Annotated in this window: 7 protein-coding genes; 6 read left to right on the top strand and 1 reads right to left on the bottom strand. The window is 49.0% G+C overall.

The features are described 5' to 3' along the window. Window positions 1-63: 63 nt before the first annotated feature. From BUB38_RS12740 to BUB38_RS12730, 3 genes are all read left to right on the top strand, one after another. The gene (locus BUB38_RS12740) at window positions 64-1,761 is read left to right on the top strand and encodes a carbohydrate-binding protein (protein ID WP_073161121.1); all 1,698 of its coding nucleotides are present in this window, start codon (window positions 64-66) and stop codon (window positions 1,759-1,761) included. 40 nt (window positions 1,762-1,801) lie between these two features. Continuing rightward, a complete protein-coding gene (locus tag BUB38_RS12735; RefSeq protein ID WP_073161120.1) occupies window positions 1,802-3,373 on the top strand; it encodes a sensor domain-containing diguanylate cyclase in 1,572 nt (523 codons plus the stop codon). A gap of 69 nt (window positions 3,374-3,442) precedes the next feature. Next, window positions 3,443-4,306 carry a hypothetical protein gene (locus tag BUB38_RS12730; protein WP_073161119.1) on the top strand — a complete coding sequence of 288 codons (864 nt, stop codon included), beginning with the start codon at window positions 3,443-3,445 and terminating at the stop codon, window positions 4,304-4,306. A 4-nt stretch (window positions 4,307-4,310) separates the two neighbouring features. On the opposite strand, the gene BUB38_RS12725 is transcribed toward BUB38_RS12730, so the two are convergent. After that, window positions 4,311-9,839, bottom strand: coding sequence for a vWA domain-containing protein (locus tag BUB38_RS12725; RefSeq protein WP_073161118.1), 5,529 nt, complete (start codon window positions 9,837-9,839; stop codon window positions 4,311-4,313). A 644-nt stretch (window positions 9,840-10,483) separates the two neighbouring features. On the opposite strand from BUB38_RS12725, the gene BUB38_RS12715 reads away from it, so the two are divergent. The 3 genes from BUB38_RS12715 to BUB38_RS12705 all read left to right on the top strand — a co-directional run bounded on the left by BUB38_RS12715 (window position 10,484) and on the right by BUB38_RS12705 (window position 19,462). Next, entirely contained in the window at window positions 10,484-13,099 is a 2,616-nt protein-coding gene (locus tag BUB38_RS12715; protein WP_073161116.1) for a carbohydrate-binding protein, read from the top strand. Between the two features lie 125 nt (window positions 13,100-13,224). Then, complete coding sequence (locus BUB38_RS12710) at window positions 13,225-15,384, top strand: carbohydrate-binding protein (RefSeq protein ID WP_073161115.1); 2,160 nt, start codon at window positions 13,225-13,227, stop codon at window positions 15,382-15,384. 178 nt (window positions 15,385-15,562) lie between these two features. Continuing rightward, complete coding sequence (locus tag BUB38_RS12705; RefSeq protein ID WP_073161114.1) at window positions 15,563-19,462, top strand: beta-galactosidase, LacZ type; 3,900 nt, start codon at window positions 15,563-15,565, stop codon at window positions 19,460-19,462. The last annotated feature ends 135 nt before the right edge of the window (window positions 19,463-19,597 follow it).

The following is a 19,597-nucleotide window of genomic DNA, read 5'->3' as shown; positions in this document are numbered from 1 at the left end:
ACAGGATTGTGGTGGTTCCGTTTACGGTTGGTGCGTCGTGGTTGACGCAATTGAGAGGATATTATGGGGAAATTGGTTTCCGTTGCAGCATTTGCTGCTGTTTTTGCCGTTAGCTCCTTTGCGGTAACGAATCAGTTCCGCGGTACGAACTGGGCTGATAAGCGTGACAATTTCGTCTCCGATGTGCTGAAACTTTCCGGCATGACCGGCACTGAGGACTACCAGGCCGCCTACGCGCTGTCCGACCGCGTCATGAGCCAGTTCGTAGAAAAATTGGGCATCAACAGCCTGCGCATTCCTATTAACGAACCTACCGCTTTAAAGGCCTGGAGCTCCTATAAGGGCATTATCGACGGTATTCTGGCTCACGGTCGTATGCTCGTTGGCTACTGGGGCCCTGCACAGCCCGCCGGCCCCAAGAACATGGATGACTGGTGGAAAATGTGGGATACCGTCATCAAGGAATACGGTGACAATCCCAATGCCTATTTCGAAATTTTCAACGAACCCCACATGTACACCAAGGACGAACTTCGTAATCTGTACGCAAAGTGGCTGGCTCGTTACCCGGATGTACCTCGTGACCATATTTTGCTGGATGGTACGGGCCTTGCATGGAATGTACCCGAAATCGCCGACGATTCCCGTTTTGATGGATGCCTTTTCGCAGTGCACGAATACACCTTCTGGAACATGAGCATTACTACCGAACAGGGCTGGATGAACAGTTTCAAGGGCAAGGTGGGCAAGTACGCCGACCGCACCGTGGCAACCGAATGGGGTGGCGCTATGGGCCCTGGCGACAAGAACGGCGTTCATTACGAGATCATGGATTACAACGATCCCAATCCCACCAACTACTTCATGGCCTACATTCGCGGTATGTCCGAACAACTTCGTGAATGGCAGATGGGCAGTTTCTACTGGGTTGGCCTCCGCGATGGTGACTGGTATAGTATGGTAACCCGTTCCGGTGAAGGAGCCAATACCAAACTTGAAATCGTGAACCAGTCTGGCGTAGACCGTATGCAGTATTCCTGGACGGATACTGTTGAGACGACTCCTGCCGTTCAAGAACCGTTTGACGGAATCATTGCGTTGCCCGGAAAAATTGAAGCTGAAAATTATGACAAGGGCGGAAACCGTGTTTCCTTCTACGACAAGGATGCTTCAAACCAGGGAAATGTCTATAGGGATGATGCTGTGGATATCGTTGGCTTTGGCTGCTCCGACTCCCTGAATACCAAGGATTGCGAAGGCTATTCCTTGGGCTATACCCAGGTGGGTGAATGGCTGGAATATTCTGTGAACGTTGGAGCCCATGATTCTCTTGTCGGTTCTGCCCGAGTGGCTAGCGGTCTCGAGGGGGCAGGCTTTATCCTGTACATCGACGACAAGACGGTGACCGATACGGTCAAGATTCCCAAGGGCGGAGATTGGGTAACCTATTCCGAAATCGAATTCCCCGTGTCTGAAATCGCCGAAGGGGAACATGTGCTGAAGCTACAGTTTACGGGTACTTACGGCAATGTGGACTGGGTCAGTCTTGGAGATCCGAATGCGGTTGTCGGAACACGCCTGCAATTTAACGTGGCTACTCCGCAGAACTATTCAGTCTTTACCGTAAATGGAAATTATGTGGGGACTGTGTACGGTTTGTCTGCGGGTATTGCGGAACAGGTTCGCGGGCTTGTGAAAAATCCTGGAATTTATGTGGCGAAACCCGCTTATGGTCCCGCTGTAAAGTTTAATGTGAAGTAGCTGTCGGCTGTATACAGGCGTTTTGGTTATATTTTAACCCATGAAGACGTCTATTCATAGCAAAATCCTAAGATTAAACCTCTCCGTATTGCTGCTCTGCGCAGTATTCGTGGGAGGTTTTGGCATTTTGTGTGCTAGTCATTTTGTCAAGGACGACACCCAGGAACATCTGCAGTTGATCAGCCAGAGGGAATCTGCCCGCATTTCTGCCAGGTTGCAGAATATCGAGCAGTATGTGAAGACCGTATCTTATGTGGTGTTGGATGGGCTTGATGATTTGGATGAATTGAAGGATACCTTGCGCCAGCAAGCGTTTACGGATTACAACCTGAATTTTATGCGGGCGACCATCCATAACGTGAATAGTGCTGTGGCTGTGTATTTGCGTTATAATCCCAAGTTTACGCCTCCCACTTCTGGGGTTTTTCTGGCCAAGACAAGTAAGAACGGAAACATCCTGAAGCAGGTCCCGACCGATTTTTCAAAGTACGATCCCAGCGACATCGAACATGTGGGTTGGTATTACGTCCCCGTTATTTCGGGTAAACCCATCTGGATGGATCCTTACGAAAATAAGAATGTCGATATTTACATGATATCCTATGTGATGCCCTTGGTCAAGTTCGGAACGGAAGTTGGCGTTGTTGGTGTTGATATCGACTTTGGGTATCTGACTTCAGAAATCGCGAGCATTTCATTCCTTGAGTCTGGATATGCCTACCTGGAAAACAAGAATGGAACTGTAATTTATCATCCGTCTCTGTCGAGAGGTTCTAGGGTTCCTGATAATTTCCGCAGGGTCTGCGTGAAGAGAGTCCTTTCTAATGGGATGGTGCTTGTGCTAGAAGTTCCAGCCTCCGAGACCAATATGCAGCGCGATGCACTGGTTGCCGAAATTATGGGCTTTACTTTTATAATCCTTCTTGTTTTCGGTTTGATTTCTGTACGTATGGCCCGCTCTATTACAGAACCTCTGACGGCGCTGACTGAATCCGCCAATCAAATGGTTGCCGGAAATATTGATGTTTCGCTGGAATTCCATTCTGATGATGAAGTGGAGGATCTTGCCCGTAATTTTGCTGCAATCCGAAAGTATGTGAAGGAGTATATGGGTTTTGTAAGGGGCGTGGCCTTTAAGGATGGCCTCACTGGGGTGCGCAATAAAACGGCCTTTGATACTTTTTTGGCAGACCTGCAGAATAAGGTGAACATGTTTGCCGTTACGGAATTGGGCTTTGTCTCGTTTGATGTGAACAACTTGAAAAAGGTAAATGAATGCAGCGGCCATGATCATGGTGATTTGCTCTTGCAGAACGCTTGCCAGATTATTTGCCAGGTGTTTGGCCATAGTCCCGTATTCCGTGTTGGCGGAGACGAATTTGTGGCTGTCCTCCAGTATGAAGACTACAGAAACCGCGAGGCTCTTCTGGCTGAAATGGACCGCAAGATGGCTGCTACCCGTTCCGAAGATTCTGCTCCCTGGGATCGCATCTCTATTGCCAAGGGACTTGCCGTCTATAACTGTTACACGAACGAACCTCTTGTTGATGCGGTGCAGCGTGCCCATGACGCCATGTACGAAAATAAGAGAGCGATGAAAAGTTTCGGTTAAAAGCTATATTTGGCATCGTTAAATTAGCCTCCCGGCATTTGACCGGGATTTTTTGAAATTGGTAAGTATATGCAGAACGAATTCGATAACGCCCTGGAAGGATTGCTGAACTTTAAGCCCGTTGACAGTCAGTCCGCTGACCGTTACAATGAACTTTTCAAGCAGTTGATTTCATCTTCTATGAAGATTTGTAGCGAGACGGATTATGCTGCCCTTGTCAAGCAGAAGGCCGACTCTGTAGAAAAGAAGTATGGTGTCAAGATGGAAACTTCTGACGATGAAGGTGACGTGTATAAGAAATTGCGTGAAGTCGTCCGCTTTGAGATGGCTCGCGAATCTATTCTGAATAACAGGGAGCATGAAGTCTGCTGTACTGAATCTAATTTCAGGAATGCCGTGGGTAAGTTCCGTGGCGAGTTAGAAAAGATTGTTCCCGAGTCTCAGATGGAAGTGCTGGAATCCATGTCCCAGTCGCTGTATTCCGACTTTACCAACTTCTTTGTCTGTGCCTCTATGGATTTGATTGCAGACGCAAAAATCTATCAGATGAAAGAATTCCGTCCCTTACAGCTGAATGCCATGGGCAAGGAAATCCGCACCTATGTAAACGTCATCAAGCAGCAGAATGCCAAGCCCCAGAAATCCCAGGTCGTTACGGACTGGTTCAGGAGTGTAATGGTGTTGCCCGCCTTCCTGTTTAGAAAGCTGTACGGTGTCAGCTTTGTAGAAATGTTTGAAGTGCCTCAGAAACTGGTAGACGATGTGGCCCACACTTTCAATATCTTCCAGAAGAATTTCGAGGCTTTTACCGCAGGCGATGAATACAGAATCCTTCATGAATTCCTGAGGGCTCTGAATCTGGAAAACTGCTTTACGGTTCGCATTAAGATCGGTGACCAGAACCGAAAAGCAGACAAGGCTAAGGTGAACTGATTTTCTATTTCTGTTTGCGCTTGATGCCTGTATTCAAGACTCGGAGTTCGGAATGCCCGTCTTCGAATCTGAATAGGATTCTCCAGGTGTAGACTCCGGTTCCGGCGAGTCGTCCTTCTGACGAACGCTGGTTCCAGCTGATGAATCCAACCTTGTAACGGTGCTCGCTGCTACTGCGGCTTTCCATTTCCATTTCGCCGTTTGAGCCGAATTCCTGGTTGAAGGTGGCAAGCACCTGGGCCATTCCATCGTAAATGGTGACAGAGACCTTATAGGGGGCGATTGTCCATACCTCTACGCTAGAAATAGAATCGGGTTGAGTTTCCCATTCGTCCTGACCGTCGGGAATCCATTCGACAGGTTGGCCTAAGCCGCTGACAGAGGGGTTGCTCCTGATCTTGTAAAGATAGGTGGCGATGTCGGTGCCGGTAGCCTCTACGCCTCCGCGGCCCATAGCGTTTCCTGCTTCATCCTGATAAGGGGCCTGATGGTCTGTGATGATGCAGTTGCCTACGTTTACGACGCGGTCTTTCAGAAGTAAGGTCCACACCAACCCCGATGAATCCTTTTTCGGAATGCTCAGCAGATTGATGGGGTGGGAAACTGTATCTTCGCAGTTTTCTGAATATCGGAACAGTTTTTGCCAAGGTTCCCTATCTTCAGATTTTTTTGATTTCTTGGAAGAGGTCGTTTCTTTTACTTCGATAGGTTCTGACAGTTTGACGATTAATGTGTCGGGGTAGATTTCGTTGATTCCGCCCATGTCGTTGTTTATGGCGAATTCGCCGGGGCGCTTCTGGGCGCTGACAACAACTGCGCCAATCTTGTCCCTGATTTTCAGTTTCTGCGTCTTGCCCCTTTTCTTGTGAAGGATTCTCAGGTAGGGTGAATTCTTTGCGCTGGTAAGGCCATATTTGAAGGGCTCCAAATTGGCTGTAATCCAAAGGGAATCGCTTGAAATTTCCACGTTGTTCTGGGTAACGCTTCGCCAATCTCCATCGGGGCTATTCCAGAACAAGGTGTCGATGCCGGCGATCTTTTTCAGAAGCTTTTCCTGGAAACGGATCTTTATAAAGTCTGCGGTACCATCCAGATTCAAATCATATATTTCGGCCTTGTCCGCTACACGGGTGGAATCTTCTTCGGGGATATCCTCTTCCTCTTCAATAGGTTCTTCGCAGGCGTTGATGAATGAATTCCTGAAGGTTTTCCAGCGGGTGGTAACGCCAGCCTTGTCAGTGGCTCTCAGGTAGAATTCAACGCTATCACCTTGGAATAAACTTGACGGAATTTTTACAGACCAACGGTTTTCGCCGGCCAGGTGACTAAGGGCTTTGCCGTTGAAGACAACCATGTCGGAATTCTTGTAGAACAGTCTGGCTTCGTAAATGCCGTCGTTGTCCAGGATGTTAAAGGAGAAGGTTGCCTTTCCGTTAGAAGTGTCTGCGCAGTTGTAAACCATGGAAACGGAAGGTGCCTGGTTGTCAATGGGAATGGTGTAGGGTTGCGCGGCGGGGTTGCTGACGTTAGGGCCGCGGCCCATTAGACCTGTCGTGTCAGCGGCTATGATGTAGAAGTCGATTCCCGGAGCCACGGCCATGGAGTCGCTAACCACAAAACGCCACAAGTTGCCAGAAACATTTTCCATGTCATAAGGGCTGAAGGATCCTTGGGGGATGCCTGCATGACGCAAGTAGATTCGGGCGTAGTCCACGTCGCTCTTGGTGGTAATGCGAGCCTCGATAACAATGGAGTCGCCTGCGGCTTGCTTTTTGCCGATGAGGGCCTTGGTGGAGTCCGTTAGACGGATAATGGGTGGCGTAAAATCTTCACTCCAGGTGGCGGTTTTCTGAGAAGCGTTTTCCAGGAATTTGACGTTCACTGAAACGGTATGGACGTCTCCGTCAAGAATCATATCGGGGCTTCGGTAACAGACAACGTAGCGGGTCTGTACGGAGGTTCTGACTTCGGAATAGATGGAAGCCAATTGTCCTGCGGTAGGTGCGTTAGTGTAGGTGCCTCCAGTAGCTTCTGCCAATTCTTTCAGGGGAACTTCGTAGTTGCCGCCGATGCCTACAGAATAGATGGTGGTATTTAGACTTTTGGCGTAATCGATTACTTCGTCGCTGGAAATGGTTTCGGATCCGTTATCGCCGTCAGAGAAAATGATGACTGCCGTTGGGTTGGTTTCGCCAAAGACCTGTTCTACGCCGTAATAGGCTCCGGTCTTGATGTTGGTCCCGCCGGATGCTGTAAGCCGGTCAACGGCATTCATCAGCAATTCCTTATCCGATGTCATGGTCTGGTGGACCTTGTAATTGCTTCCGCCAGAGAAGCCTACGATTGCCGTTCTATCGTATTGGCCCATATCCGAGATGAATTGACGGATGGATTCCTTGGCTTCGGTAATTCTTGTTCCCGACATAGATCCGCTTTCATCAACGACCAGGGCCACGGAAACGCCTCCCACCTGCTCCATAGTGGAAACCTGGGTGGGAACACTTTTGCCATCCTGGAAGATTTCGAAGTTTTCTGCGGACAAGTTCTGGATGGGGTTCCCTGTTTTACTGTCGCTTGCCGATACGGAAACGCAAACGCCCGGATGTTCGTTCAAGTTGATGTCCAGGATGCTTACGGCGGTAACCGTACTGGAGTCCAGCTCGAAATTCGGGCGGATGGTGCATTGTCTGGAAGTGGGCTTGATTCTCGTGGTGGCGGAATCCTTGCTTGCGAAAGTGGCTGTTCCGGTTACCAGTTCCCAGGACTTGAATTTGTAGCCGCCATAGGGAATCGCGGTCAAGGAGGTGTCAAAGCCGGGGTAAGTTATGATTTCGTTTTTAGGGAAGACTCTGCCGTTACTTGATTCTGAAACGATAACTGTGACGGGAGTCTGTTCGCTGATGGTGAAACCCGGGTTTTTGAATCCGTATGCGCTGCTCAGCTTAACTTCAAAATAGAGGGGGACTCCGGGTGTTCCTGAAACTTGGGCTTGGAAAGTGTTGCCAACTGCAACCCAGGATCGCGTAGAGTTGCTCAAGGTGGAATCGGTTCCCCAGTGATTGATGGTGTATGACGTAGTCGAATCAAACGTGATACCCAGCATGTGCTTTAAGGTGTCTGTGGGAGTCCACTTGAACAAGACAGAAGTACGGAGACTTTCGCTGTAGAAGTCCTTATAGAAGTCGTAATGCTTCTTGACTGTAGACAAGGTCTTGAAGACGCCTTTCTTGAATACAGCCTTGATTGTGGAGGAATCCCTGATAATGACCACGGTTCCGTTACTTAGGGAATCTTTGATGATTGCCTTTCCCTTGATGACTCTCCAGTGGTCAAACCGGTTGTGTTTGGAAGAAGAAATTCGGATGGGATAGGCCACGTTTGTGTAGGCCGACGAGTAACCGCTGGGGGAGGCTGTTCCTAAGGAATCTGTGATGATCGTCAGGGAGGCTGTATTCTGGGAATAGCTGATCCAGAAGGGATCGTCCTGATAGTTGCTGTAATAAGATTTCACTGAGTAGAAAATGGAATCTCCTGCGTTCATGTTCAGTGTGTCTATCAGGATGCTTGATACGTAGCTGAATAAGGTGTCTGCAGTACTGAATGCTGAAGATTTGTATCGGGTGATTTGTAGGGCTCTTTCGCTGTAATCTACGACAGGGCGTGATATGGCGATGGTGTACTTTCCTGCCTTTGGGGCTACGAACTTGAGACGGACTTCCTTGTTGTATGAAGCGTTGCTAAAGCTGTGATCGTTAAAGTCGTACGAAACGGGCGTTGCGATGATGGGATAGACCTGGCCCAGCCTATAGACGGCCTTTATGCGGCAATCGCTGTTGATGACCAGTTTTGTGCTAGCTTTCTTGGGGTCGAGAACGGAGCATTGCCCGCTTGTCACTTCCCACTTGGAGAATATGTAGTCGTTGCGGCTGTAAGCGGATAGGCTGAGAGAGTCTCCCTTGATGTGGGAGTAGTCGTAATTTTTCTGGTTGCCGGAGATGTAGATGTATCCTTGCGTGGAGTCGATGTCTGCATCCACCTTCAGCGCTTTCTGTACGCTTACGTTTATTGTCTCGGCCGGGTCTGAATATTGGTCCAGCAAGAAGTAGTAGGTTTTCCCCTTTTCGGCGGTAAAGGCATGGCCGTTGCCGTTATAATTGTAGGTGCTGCTCTTGCTGCGAGAAAACAGGCTGTCGTCCTGATAAGAAAGTATGTGTATGGTATTTTGGGTGTTGTACGAGATTGTATAATTGCTGGAATCTGTGGCGACGAACTTGAAACGTATGCCGTAATAACCGTCTTTAGTGGCGGATCCGTTTTTAGGGGTGCTGTAAGAGGTCGGCTTACTTGTCAGGGTGTACATCTCGCCCAGTTTCAACTTGTAACCAATAGTAGCCTGGGCCGTAGAAGGTATGAATAGGGTACTTTTGAGGGAGGAGTCTGCGAAAGTACCTTTGCCCGATATGACGTACCAGTTGACCAGTTGGGAGTCTGCCTTGACGCTTACCGATACTGAAAGGGTGTCGTTGATTCCGACGGTGTCGGGCCTGGTCTTGCCCTGGGTGGTGACAATGGCGGCGTCCATTGCCTGGATGAAGAGGGAATCTTTGTAATCGTAGTATGATTGCTTGTCTTTGAAATACCAGGAGTCTCCCTTCTTGCCCTTGACTGGGACGAAGGAATAGCGGTAGAGGCTTCTGTTCCCTTTTGAGGTCGTGAAGGTGGAATCGTTTTCGTATGAGTAGAAATAATGGGTCCTGCTCTTGGGGCTGCCCTTGATCACGTGGAGGTTCGTGTCTGGGAAGACGTAGCGGAACCATATGCCGTTTTCTGGCTTGACGTCATAAAAATCGCGGTCGGTGTCGTAGCCAGTACGCTTGGTGGTGATGTCGTAAATTTTGCCGGGTTCGCACTGGAGTTCCAGCTTTGTGTTCCCGTAGAAATAGGCGCTAAACTTATAGGTGATGTTATCGTATGCGCGAAGGGAATCGGAAGTGTATTTCCAACCGGCGGGGCGGTACCCCTCTTTCCCGTATCCGAAAAAAGTCTGCTTTGTGCCGACGACCACTTTGCCGGAGGAGCCGCTGGTGTAGCAATTTTTCGACGCTGAAGTGACGGTCAAATTTTTTGTGGTGGCCGTAAGGGTGCTGTAGCTGACTTTGAAGTTTTCCAGCGTATCGGCGTACCAGTAGTTGTTCACCTTGTAGAAGAGGCTGTCGCCAGCATTTACCGCCACAGAGTCCTTGAAGGTGGAATAGAAGTAGGTGGTTAAAAAGTTGGCGTTGTAGGACGAGTCTGTCTTTATGATCTTAAACTCTTTGTCGGGGGCGTCGGTTTGGAAATTGATGGTATAGGTGCCTGTGGTGGGTGCGACAAAGATAAGTCTGACCCCTTCGTTGGAATAGTTGGTGGAACCTAGGAAACCATTATTCTTGACGTTGTATTCTGTGGCGGTGGCGGAAATCTTGTAGGTGGAGCCTGCAGCAAAAGCACCTGCCGTAAAAACAGCAGATGCGGCTAGACTAATAATACACACTCCTAAGACACGCCCGAAAAAATTCTTGAGACTCAAGGTTGACCTCAGAGATTTTTGAGATTTTTATGCGGACAAGGCGAAATTTAGAAATAGGGCCCTTGGTCGCAAACTTTTTTTTGAAAACAAAAATGTGACGGAAATGTTACGGGGTAGGGGTGAACGTGGGGATGTCTAAGCAAACTATAACAAAGAAAAAATTTACACACTTTCGAGTGTACAAATGGATAGTAATTCTATTTGGAATAGGCGTTTTAAGTTCTTGTTTCGGAAATTTTACTCTTGGACTGTTTATCAAAAAGTCTGCATTTATAAAAATTCTTAAACATTTTGAAAAAAAACAAGCCCCAGCATATGCCGGGACTTGTAGGGGGTTAGGAGGATAACAACAAAACTTGTCATTCAAGTTTGGAGTTGTCCATAATATAGTAATATTTTATACGAAATTAAGTTATTTGGTAAAATTTAATCAAATTAATTAAAAAATATGTTTTTGGTCTAGTTTTTGACGCGTAAATCGTCTGACTTGGAGTGTTGACAACTTGTCCATGGGATGTTTTGTAGGGGCAATTCTTTTTTCCCTGCATAGAAATATCTTTTAGGATGTGGTTGGTATATCCGTGTGGTAACGGAAAAAGCGAGGAAGTATGGCTTTTAAGCATGTTTTTGGTGGCGCAGTTCTGGCTTGCGCATCTATCTTTGGCCTGGCTCAGGCTGCGACTCAGGCTACCTTTTATGTGGCTCCCGATGGCAGTGATGCCGCGAAGGGTACCAAGGACGCCCCTTTTAAGACGATTACGGCTGCCCAGAAGGCGGTTCGTGCTATCAACGGCTCCATGACCGGCGATATCGAGGTCATTCTCCGGGAAGGTACCTACCAGCTGACCAACACCGTGAACTTTACCGAGGCTGATGGCGGTCAGAACGGCTATTACGTCCGTTATAAGGCTGCCGATGGCGAAAAGCCCCTGATTACCGGTGGTATGCCCATTACCGGCTGGACTATCCATGACGAAAAGAATAACATCTGGAAGGCCGAAAACGTAGATGGCCGTTTCCGCCAGCTGTATGTGAACAACAAGAAGGCCGTTCGCGCTTGCTACCCCAACATGGTCAACGACATGGACCATGATTTTAGGCGCCTGACCAAGGTGGACTCCGCTGGCCGCGCTTTTGATGTTTCTACCGACGATGTAAAGATGATCAAGGATGCGGACAATGTGGAAATCCACTTGATGATTGCCTGGTCCGAAAATATCCTCCGTCTGGAAAAGATTCAGAATAACGGTGGTACTTCCAAGTTGATTCCCAAGGATCCGGAACGTACCCGCCTCTTCCACCGCGCCTACCCTATGCTGGGTACCGCCTTTGCCAGCAATCCGCCCAAGCAGCAGGCTTTCTATCTCGAAAACTCCTACGATTTTATTGACGCCCCGGGTGAATGGTTCCTGGACGAAAAGGAACATGTGCTTTACTACAAGGCCCGCGAAGGCGAAAATATGGGCTCTGCAGTTGTTGTGGCTCCCCGTGTCAATACCCTGTTTAACGTTCTGGGTAAGGATACCAAGAACAAGGTGGGCTATATGGCATTCGAAGGCCTGTACTTCGGCCATTCCAATTACCTGCGCCCCAGCGATGAAGGCTTCCTGGATCTGCAGGCCGCAAACTTCAATATCGATGTCTTGGCTGACCCGGGTCGCGGAAACTGGGAAAATTTGAACAGCAATAAGTTCCTGCTGTGGCGTCCGGATGCCGCATTCCGCGTAGAAAATGCCCATCATTTCAAGGTCCAGGGAAACGTTTTCTCCCAGATTGCCGCAACGGCACTTGATTTTGTTAGCGGTACCAATGACGATATGATCCAGGGCAACGCCTTCTTCGATATTGGCGCTGCTGGTATCATGATCGGTAAGTTTGCCCAGGACTCCCTCACCGAAATTCACGAAGCCTACAATCCTACCGATAAGGAAGAAATCAGCACCCGCGATACCATCAAGAACAACTTGGTCAATAACGTGACTACGGAACATCAGGGTGCTGTTGGTATTGGCGCTGGTTACCCCCGCTTTGTGGAAATTGTCCATAACGAAATTTCCTATACGAACTACTCCGGCATTTCCGTTGGTTTCGGCTGGACCAAGAAAGAAACGGCCATGACCAATAACCATATTAACTGGAACGAGATTCACCATATCGCTCGTCTGCTTTGCGACGCAGGTCCGATTTACACTTTGTCTAACCAGGGTGTTGGTGGTGAAATCCAGTACAACTATATTCACGATAACACCACTTCCAAGTGGGCTGACTACTGGAATGTGCCCATCTACCTGGATGAAGGTACCAGCGGCTTTACCATCAAGGAAAACGTGTTCAAGAATGCCCAGGGTGGTGTAGGCCAGAACCAGGCAGGAACCAATACAATTAACCAGACTGGTGATTACTGGAACCAGAATACTGCAGACAATGCCGGTATCGAAAAGGATTTCAAGTACATCAAGGAAATCACGGAAATTCCGCTGCCCGATTTCTCCAATACGGTGCCCCAGGCTCCTTTCGGTGGCGTGGCCGCAGCTATCCCGGGCGTAATCCAGCTCGAAAACTACGATGAAGGCGGTCAGAGCGTTTCCTTCAGCGACAAGGATTTCATCAACGAAGGTAACGTATACCGCGAAGATGGCGTAGACGTTGTGGGCTATGGCTGCTCCGACACCTTGAATACCGAAGATTGCAAGGGCTATGCCATTGGTTACACCAATCCTGGCGAATGGCTGGAATACACCGTGAACGTGGCTGAGGATGGCGAATACCTGTTCCGTGCCAATGTGGCTAGCGGCCTGGATGTGGCAAGTTTCCGCCTGTTCATGGATGGCAAGGCCATTACCGATACCATTGCGATCCCCCAGGGCGAAGACTGGGTGACCTACGATACCATCGATGGTAAGACGGCGAAACTGACTAAGGGTGAACATGTGCTCCGTGTGACCATTACCGGTACATACGGCAACCTGGACTGGATCAAGTTCGCTCTGACCGAAGAAGAACTGAACGCCATGGGTATCAAGTCGGTGAATTACGGAATCAGCTTGGATTTGAACAGCGTTGGTGCCTACAAGGTGTATACCGCTCAGGGCCGCCTCATGGGCTACGTGAATGCAAATTCCGCCCGCGAAGCTCAGAATGCCGCCCGTGCCATGATTCATGATGCCGGCATCTACATGGTGAAGGCTCCCAACGGATCCGCCTTCCGCATGAAAGTGAAGTAGTTTTTTAAAGAATGAAACATTGTTATCCCATTGACAACTTGTCAATGGGATTTCTTCTTTTTGTTGGTCGGTTAGCGGTTCCTAAAGATATTTTTATAAAAAAACATAAAAGGGTATGGTATTGTATGAAAAAGAGTTTCAAGAAGTGGATTGCTCCGGCCGCATTCGGCCTGTTTGGCTTGGGTCTCGTGCCCTCTGCCATGGCTGATAATCCGATTATCCAGACGTACTATTCCCCGGACCCGGCTCCGGTTGTGTTTGGCGATACCCTTTGCTCCTATTCCGGTAACGACGAAGGTGGTTCCTTCTTTACCATGCACGGCTGGCGTGTTTCCTGCACCACCGATATGGTGAACTGGACCGATATGGGTACGCTGATCCTGGAAGCTGGTGACTTTAACGGCAGCGCCAAGAAGAATGGCGACTGGGCTGCCCAGGTAATCCGTCGTAAGGATGCCAGCGGCAAGTACAAGTATTACTACTACGTTACAGTGGAATCAACCCGTGGTGGCCGCGCCATTAACGTGGCTGTTTCCGACACCAAGGAAGGTCCCTTTAAGGATGCCTTGAATGGTAAGCACTTGGCTGGCCCCAACTGGGACTACATTGATCCGACTGTATGGATTGATGACGATGGCCAGGCTTATCTGTACTGGGGTAACCCCAAGCTTTATTATTGCCCTCTTAAGGAAAACATGATCGAATGTGCCACCGACGTGAAACTTACCGACATGTCTAGCTTTAACGGCAAGTATACCGAAGGTCCGTGGATCCATAAGCGCGGCAACAAGTATTACATGATTTACGCTGCAAGCGGTGTTCCTGAATCTATTGACTATTCCTGGAGTGACAAGCCCACTAGCGGCTGGCAGTATAAGGGCACTATTATGCCTAGCGGCGAATCGGGTGCCGCATTTACAGTTCATTCCGGCATTGTGGATTTCCAGGGCCGTAGCTTCTTCTTCTATCATAATCAGCGCCGTGTTCCTGGTGCAGGTGGCTATTCCCGTACTTCTGCAGTGGAGGAATTCACCTGGGGTGCTGATGGTACCATTCCTACCATTCACATGACGGATGAAGGCGTCAAGACTCCTATCAAGAATCTGGACCCGTACGAAAAGGTACAGGCCGAAACCAAGGCTTGGATGGAAGGCATCAATCTAGATAAGAGCGGTGGTTATACCATTATCAAGAATGTTGAAACCGAAGGTAAGACTGTTTACCTTACCAATATGAATGCGGGTTCCTGGACTAAGGTCCGTTCTGTGGACATGAGCATGGGTGCCGATGATATTGTGGTCTGCACCAAGGGCGGCTCTGGTGTGATTGAACTTCACTCCGGTTCTGCAACTGGTCCGCTGATGTCTACCATCGAGGTTCCTGCAAGCACCGATTGGCAGGAAAACTCCTTTAAAGTGACCGGTGCCGAAGGCATTGGAGACTTGTATTTCGTATTTAAGTCGGGCAACTTCAAGTTTGACTACTGGTACTTTGAAACTTCTGCAACCGCTGTTCCTCAGGAACCGTATCTGGGTGCTGCATTCGCAATTCCCGGTAAGATCCAGGCCGAGAATTTCGACAAGCCGGGTGTGGGTCGCGGTAACAGTTCCTACATGGACAAGGATGCCGAAAACCATGCTTGCTCCGGAGACGATCTTTCTGAATGTTCCGACTACCGTGATGGCACTGGCGTTGATATTTACAAGAAGAAGGATGGCCGTATCGCTATCGGCTTTATCCAGGAAGGCGAATGGCTGGAATACACCGTGGATGTGGCCAAGGATGGTGATTACACCATGTATGCTGCGGTGGCATCTGCAGGTGGCTCTACCTTCAAGCTTTCTATTGACGGTGAAGATATTACCTCTGACGTAGAAGTTCCCGCCGCCAAGGAAGAAGGAAGTTACAGCGAATACGCCAAGGCAAAGGCCAATGTGAAGCTGACTGCGGGTAAGCATATTCTTCGCTTTACCGCTACCGGCGACTGGTTCGATGTGGACTACTTCAACTTTGAATCTGGCAAGGATGCTGAAGACAGCTCTCCCATAGGTAATGAATCTAATGATGAGGAAGTCTCTATTGGATCTCGTGTTCAGTTCGTCAAAATTCAGCCGGCTTCTTATGAAGTGTTTAGCATGAACGGCAAACTGATTGGCAATGTGGAATTGTCTGCAACCGAGGCTGTTTCCATTTCGCAGGAAATGAAGTCTGCAGGATTTGTTCGCGGTGTATACCTGCTCCGTGGCGTAGGCGTTAATGCCATGCAGAAAGTTCAGGTGAAGTAAAAATCTTTTGATACTCCGAAAGGGAGTTTTGGGGAAAGTCTCAGTCTTCGGACTGGGACTTTTTTTGTCCATAATGGACGCTTTTGGACAATCTGTCAATGAGATTTTCACAACAGATATTTCGCTACCTCTTTAAAAGGGGTATTTTTTTATTGGTTGGTAATAAAGCGAGGACCTTATGAAAAAAGGATTGGTTTTGTGTGCTGCATTGGCTTCTGCCGCAGCGGTTATGGCTCAGCCTAACAATGAATGGAATGGCAAGCCCACGGTGTTCGGAGTAAATACTCTTACACCCCATGTGACTTCCATGCCTTACAGCACTTTGGAAGAAGCTCTGAAAATGGACCGTCGTGCTTCTGAATGGTATCAGACCTTGTCTGGCACGTGGAAGTTCTTTCATGTGAATGCACCTGCTCAGCGTAACAACGAATTCTACGGCGATACCTACGATGTTTCCAAGTGGGACGATATCCCGGTTCCTGGTAACTGGCAGATGTATGGTTACGATCATCCCATTTACAGTAATGTAATTTATCCCTGGAGCAAGAACGACTGGATCAGCCCTCCCGAAGCTCCCACCAAGTTCAATCCCGTTGGACATTACCGTCGTGACTTTACCGTGCCCAAGGCTTGGGACGGCAAGCGTATCCGTCTCCATTTCGAAGGCGTGGAATCCGCCTACTATGTCTGGGTGAACGGTAAGTACGTGGGCTATAGCGAAAACTCCTTCACCGATCACGAATTTGATATTACAGACAAACTTCGTAGCGGTACCAACAATATTTCTGTGCAGGTGTTCCGCTGGTGTGATGGCTCCTGGATGGAAGACCAGGACTTTATCCGTCTGGCCGGTATTCATCGCGATGTCTATATCTATGCTACTCCCAAGACTCACATTCAGGATTTCCAGGTCAATGCGTCCCTGGCTAGCAATTACAGCGATGGTACCCTGGATGCAAGCGTCTGGGTAAGAAATACTAGCGGTTCTGCATCCGGTTCCTACACTTTGGAAATGGGCGTGTATAATGCCGCCGGTACCGCTGTGGCTACCGACAAGGCTACTGTTTCTGTTGCCGCCGGTAAAGAAGAAAAGGTTTCCTTCAGCAAGACCATTACTTCTGTCAAAAAGTGGGCTTCTGAAACTCCCAACCTGTATACCTTTGTGTTGACCCTTAAGGATGGCTCTGGCAAGACCGTGCAGGTGGAAAGTAACCGCATCGGTTTCCGCAAGGTGGAACTTAAGAAGGATGGCAACGGCATTACCCGTTTCTATGTGAATAATTCTCCGGTGATCTTGCGCGGTGTGGACCGTCACGAAATCGATCCGGATTATGGTCATACCATGAGCTATGAACTGATGGAAAGGGATGTCTTCCTGATGAAACAGTTCAATATCAATGCTCTCCGTATGTCTCATTATCCCAATGACCCCCGTATGTACGATCTTTGCGACAAGTACGGCATCTACGTCATTGACGAAACTAACCTGGAAACTCATGGTGCCAACGATAAGGTTCCCAAGAGCGATGACAACTGGCGTGCCGCTTCCGTGGAACGTATCAGCTCCATGATCCAGCGCGACAAGAACCATCCTTCTATCTTGATCTGGTCCCTGGGTAACGAAGCCGGCTGGGGTAACGTTTTCGGCACCATGCAGGAATATGCCCATCAGGCTGACGCTTCTCGTCCGGTTCATTACGAAGGCGACAACGACCACGCCGACGTGAATAGCTGTATGTATTGCAGTGACTGGACTGCAGCCACCTACAATAACAATAACAAGCCCTGGATGCTTTGCGAATACGAACATGCCATGGGTAACTCCGTAGGCGAACTGAAGGAATACGTGAAGGCCTTCTATGATAATCCCCGCGTATTCGGCGGATTCATCTGGGACTTTATCGACCAGGGCCTCCGTCGCAACGGAACCAAGTACTTTAACTTTGGCGGTCTCTGGGGTGATGAACCTAACGATGACAACTTCTGCGCCAACGGCCTGGTTTTCCCGGATCGTAGTCTGCAGCCCGAAATGTGGGAAGTCAAGCACCAGTACCGTAACGTAGTGGTTCACGCCAAGACTCTGGAAAAGGGACTTGTAGAAATCGAGAACCGCTTTGACTTCGTGAACCTGAAGGATTACGCCAACGCTGTCTGGACCTTGAAGGAAGACGGCAAGGAAATCGCTACCGGTAAACTTTCTGGCTCTGACTTGGATGTGGCTCCCTTGGCCAAGAAGGAAGTGACCATCAATTTCAAGAAGCCTGAATTGAAGGCCGGTTCCGAATATATGCTGGATATTGATTTCCAGTTGAAGAATAAGGAAGACTGGGCTGATGCGGGTTTCAGCATTGCTCATGAACAGTTTGCCGTTCAGCTGGGTCAGGGTGATATTCCCCAGGTGGATTACTCTAGCCTGCCCAAGCAGAAAGTTTCCGAAGGTTCTGGCAAGACAACCATTGATGGCAGCGATTTTTCCGTTACCATCAATATGGATAATGCAACCATTGAAAATTACAAGTTGAATGGCCTGGAATTGATTCAGCAAGGTGGTGTGCCTAACTTCTGGCGTGCACCTACCGATAACGATAAGGGCTACAATATGGAAAAGGTTAGCGGTGTCTGGCGCAAGGCCGGTAGCTCCCGCAAGGTGAACAGCTCCAAGGTGACCAAGGTCGACGAAAATGAAACTCGCGTTGACTTTAACCTGGGAATTTCCGCCGGCTATTCTACCATGACCTTGAGCTACACCATTTACGGTAGCGGCGATATCCTGGTGGACTACACCCTTACTCCCGATGCCGCCCAGCCCGATATTCCTAACGTAGGTACCCTCTTCACCATTCCGGGTGGATTTGAAAAGGTCCAGTGGTATGGTCGCGGCCCCAGCGAAAACTATGTTGGCCGTCGTGAAGGTAGTTATGCCGGCATCTATTCTGCAAATGTAGACGATTTCTTTGTGCCTTACATGGAAGTGGGCGAAACCGGTCAGCGTAGCGATGTAAAATGGATGATGCTCACCAACGCTCAGGGCAAGGGCCTTATGGTTGTGGGTTCTCCCCGCATGGAATTCAATGCTTTGCATTACACTCCGGAACAGCTGACCGATGTAAAGCTGCCCTGGGATCTTAAGCGCGATAAGGAAATCACTCTCCGCGTTGACCTTCAGCAGATGGGCCTCGGTGGCACAAATAGCTGGGGCGCAAAGCCGCTCAGTTCCTACATGATTGGTGCCAAGAATACCTACAAGCATAAGTTCCGCATTTCTCCGGTTCGCGGTCTTATGGAAGATCCTACCGTGTTGGCAAATGTTGGTTTCCCCAACTTGGAAACCAGCAAGGTGATTAACGCCAAGTATCCGACTATCGAGTACGGAGAGGTTCAGCAGGAAGCTTTCGTTGAACATGTCTTCCCCTGCACCATCCAGATGGAAAATTACGACAAGGGTGGTGAAGACCTGAGCTTCCATGATGTGGATATGAAAAACGAAGGCGGCCTCTATCGCGAAGATGGAGTGGATATTGTTGGTGTCGGTTGCGATGCGAAGGGCTCGAACTGCACTGGTTATGCCGTGGGCTATACTCAGCCTGGCGAATGGCTGGAATTTACCGTAGACGTGAAGACTGCAGATGATTATCTGTTCCGTGCTAACGTGGCTAGCGGCCTTGAAGGAAGTGGCTTCAAGCTGTACGTTGACGGTAAGGCTGTAACGGATACGGTCAAGGTCCCCAAGGGCAATGACTGGGATACTTACGGAACTATCGATGGAAAGATTGGCAAGGTATCCGCAGGTAAGCATGTGATCAAGGTTGAAATTACTGGCGCCTACGCAAACATTGACTGGATCCGCTTTGATACGACTGAAGAAGGCCTGCCCATTCGCAACCCGCTGAAGTTGGACGTGGCAGAATCCCAGGACTTCTACGTGTTCAGTGCCAAGGGCAGAATGTTGACGAAGGTGAATGCGGCTGACTTGAACCAGGTCCGTGAGGAATTGCAGGTTCGCGGCATGCAACCCGGAGCCTACATTATTCGCAGTGCGGATGGTAACGTAAAGCAGTTGATCAAGATTATGAAATAAAATTAGCGGAATCTGTATACGCCACACCCATAGCACTTCGAGAGAAATTTCGAAGTGCTTTTTGTTGTTAATGGGCTTTGACAATCTATCCATGGGACTTTGTAAATGACGTGGGTAAAATGCGTCATACAGGAA

Source organism: Fibrobacter sp. UWH5 (genome assembly GCF_900142505.1).
In the GTDB taxonomy this organism is placed as follows: domain Bacteria; phylum Fibrobacterota; class Fibrobacteria; order Fibrobacterales; family Fibrobacteraceae; genus Fibrobacter.
Note: the sequence above shows the minus strand (reverse complement) of the source record. Positions and strands in the feature narration are given on the sequence as shown.

What these genes read in the sequence shown, in the direction of transcription:
- BUB38_RS12740 (WP_073161121.1), top strand. Translation starts at nt 64, where the DNA reads ATGGGGAAATTGGTTTCCGTTGCAGCATTTGCTGCTGTTTTTGCCGTT.
- BUB38_RS12715 (WP_073161116.1), top strand. Translation starts at nt 10,484, where the DNA reads ATGGCTTTTAAGCATGTTTTTGGTGGCGCAGTTCTGGCTTGCGCATCT.
- BUB38_RS12710 (WP_073161115.1), top strand. Translation starts at nt 13,225, where the DNA reads ATGAAAAAGAGTTTCAAGAAGTGGATTGCTCCGGCCGCATTCGGCCTG.
- BUB38_RS12705 (WP_073161114.1), top strand. Translation starts at nt 15,563, where the DNA reads ATGAAAAAAGGATTGGTTTTGTGTGCTGCATTGGCTTCTGCCGCAGCG.
- BUB38_RS12730 (WP_073161119.1), top strand. Translation starts at nt 3,443, where the DNA reads ATGCAGAACGAATTCGATAACGCCCTGGAAGGATTGCTGAACTTTAAG.
- BUB38_RS12735 (WP_073161120.1), top strand. Translation starts at nt 1,802, where the DNA reads ATGAAGACGTCTATTCATAGCAAAATCCTAAGATTAAACCTCTCCGTA.